Source organism: Kitasatospora sp. NPDC087861 (genome assembly GCF_044742585.1).
Taxonomy (GTDB): domain Bacteria; phylum Actinomycetota; class Actinomycetes; order Streptomycetales; family Streptomycetaceae; genus Kitasatospora.
Window position 1 is genome coordinate 1 of sequence record NZ_JBIUUS010000098.1, and the last position, 2,911, is coordinate 2,911.

The 2,911-nt window shown below is 70.5% G+C and carries 1 protein-coding gene; it reads left to right on the plus strand.

Going from position 1 to position 2,911, the window contains the following annotated elements; genetic code table 11:
* A partial coding sequence (locus ACIOJE_RS41190; protein WP_400783817.1) for an amino acid adenylation domain-containing protein occupies positions 1-2,911 on the plus strand: 2,911 nt, incomplete at both ends.

Sequence of the window (2,911 nt, forward strand, 5' to 3'; positions counted from 1 at the left end):
CCTTCGCCCACCAGGACATCCCCTTCGAACGCCTGGTGGAGGAGATAGCCCCCGCGCGGTCCATGGCCCGCCACCCGCTCTTCCAGGTCATGCTCTCGCTGCAGAACAACGCCGAGCCCAACCTGGCGCTGCCCGGTCTCACGGCGACGCTGGCTCCCTCCGGCCAGTTGGCAGCCCGGTTCGACCTGTCCTTCACCCTCAGCGAGACCTTCGCCGCCGATGGCACGCACGCCGGCCTGCGCGGCACGCTGACCTTCGCCCGGGACCTCTTCGACACCGGGACGGCCGAACGGCTCACCGAGCGATTCGTCCGGGTCCTCTCGGCTGCTCTGACCGCGCCCGACCAACCCGTCACCGACATCGACATCCTCGACACCGCCGAACACCACCGAATCCTCACCGAGTGGAACGACACCACCCACGACGTCCCCACCACCACCCTCCACCAACTCGTCGAAGCCCAGGCCGCCCGCACCCCCGACGCCACCGCCCTCGTCCACCACGACGAACGCCTCACCTACGCCCAGCTCAACAGCCGCGCCAACCACCTCGCCCGCCTGCTCACCACCCACGGCATGGGCCCCGAGACCCTCGCCGCCGTCCTCATCGAACGCTCAACCAACCTGATCGTCACCCTCCTCGCCGTCCTCAAGACCGGCGCCGCCTACCTCCCGATCGACCCCGACTACCCCGCCGACCGCATCACCTACCTCCTCACCGACGCCCACCCCCAACTCCTCCTCACCAGCACCGCATGCGCCACCAAGGCCGGTGACCTGACGGACACCCATCACCTGCTGATCGACGAACTGTCGACCACGGGCCACGACGACACCGACCTCGACGTGGCGATGTCGCCGCAGCACCCGGCGTACGTGATCTACACCTCCGGCTCCACCGGCCACCCCAAGGGCGTCGTCGTCCCCCACGCCGGCCTCGTCAACTACCTCACCCGCGCCGCCACCGCCTACCCCGAGCTCTCCGGCACCACCCTCCTGCACGCCTCCATCTCCTTCGACGCCGGCGTCACCATCCTCTACGGCGCCCTCACCACCGGCGGCCAGGTCCGACTCGCAGCACTCGACGAAAACCTCCCGACCACCCTCACCGACGAACCACTCACCCTCTTCAAGGCCACACCCAGCGGCCTCGCCTACCTGGACGCGCTCTCCGACAGTCACGTCCCGACCGGCCTGCTGATGGTCGGCGGCGAGGCGGTGCCGGTCGCCCAGCTCGCCCGCTGGCACGAGCGCCACCCGGACGTCACGCTGGTCAACCACTACGGGCCGACCGAGACCACCGTCGGCTGCACCGACCACCGGTTCACCGCCGAGGATCCCGACGCCGTCGTGGTGCCGATCGGGCGGCCGATGTGGAACACCCGCGTCTACGTCCTGGACACCGCACTGCGCCCCGTCCCCGCCGGCGTCCCGGGCGAGCTCTACATCGCCGGCGCCCAGCTCGCCCGCGGCTACCTCCACCGCCCCGCCCTCACCGCCGAACGCTTCGTCGCCAGCCCCTTCGGCCCGTCCGGGAGCCGGATGTACCGCACCGGCGACCTCGCCCGCTGGAACCACCACGGCGAACTCGAATACCTCGGCCGCACCGACGACCAGGTCAAGATCCGCGGCTACCGCATCGAACTCGGCGAAATCGAAGCCGCATTGGCCGCACACCCGGCCATCGCCCGCGCAAGCGCCATCGTCCGCGAAGACCTGCCCGGCGACAAGCGCCTCGTCGGTTACGTCGTCCCCGTAGCTGAGGTGGACCTCGCGGTCGTCCGGGCCGATCTCGCGGCGACCCTGCCCGAATACATGGTCCCGGCCGCGATCGTGGTGCTCGACGCGCTGCCGATGACCGTCAACGGCAAACTCGACCGCCGCGCTCTGCCCGCCCCCGACTTCACCGCCGGCACCACCTACCGGGCACCCTCGACGCCGCGCGAGACCCTGCTGTGCGAGGCGTTCGGCGAGGTGCTCGGCCTGCCGCAGGTCGGCGTGGACGACAACTTCTTCGACCTGGGCGGCCATTCGCTGCTCGCCGTCACGCTGGTGGAGCGAATGCGCTCGCGGGGCGTCCCGGTGAACGTCCGTACCCTCTTCACCGCCCCCACCCCGGCAGGGCTGGCGGCGGCCGCCGACACCGGCGACGTGGTGGTCCCGCCGAACCTGATCCCGGCCGGCACCCGGGAGATCACCCCCGCGATGCTGCCACTCATCGAGCTGACCACCGAGGAGATCGCGCGGATCACCGCGGCATTCCCCGGCGGCGCGGCCAACATCGCGGACATCTACCCACTCGCCCCACTGCAACAGGGCATCCTCTTCCACCACTTGGTGGCCGCCGAAGGCTACGACCCCTATGTCCTGCCGGCGGCGTTGACCTTCGACTCGCGCGAGCGGCTGGACACCTTCCTCGGCGCCCTCCAACACGTCATCGACCGCCACGACATCCTGCGCACCGCCTTCCTCTGGGAAGGCCTGCCCGAACCCGTCCAGGTCGTCGCCCGCCACGCCCAACTCCCCGTCCACCAGCACGAGATCACCGGCGACGACGCCAAGGCCGAACTCACCGCAGCCTGCCCCGCCACCATGGACCTCACCCTGGCACCGCTGCTCCGCGCCCACATCGCCGCCGAACCCGGCAGCAACCGCTGGCTCATGCTGCTCCAGCGCCATCACCTGACCACCGACAACACGGCACTGGAGATCCTGCTCGGCGAGATCCACGCCGTGCTGGACGGCAGGCTCGACGACCTCCCGTCGCCGCTGCCGTTCCGTGACTTCGTCGCCCAGGCCCGCCTCGGCACCACCCGCGAAGAACACGAACGCTTCTTCACCACCCACCTCCACGGCATCACCGAACCCACCGCCCCCTTCGGCCTCCTCGACACCCGCCACGACGGCACCCA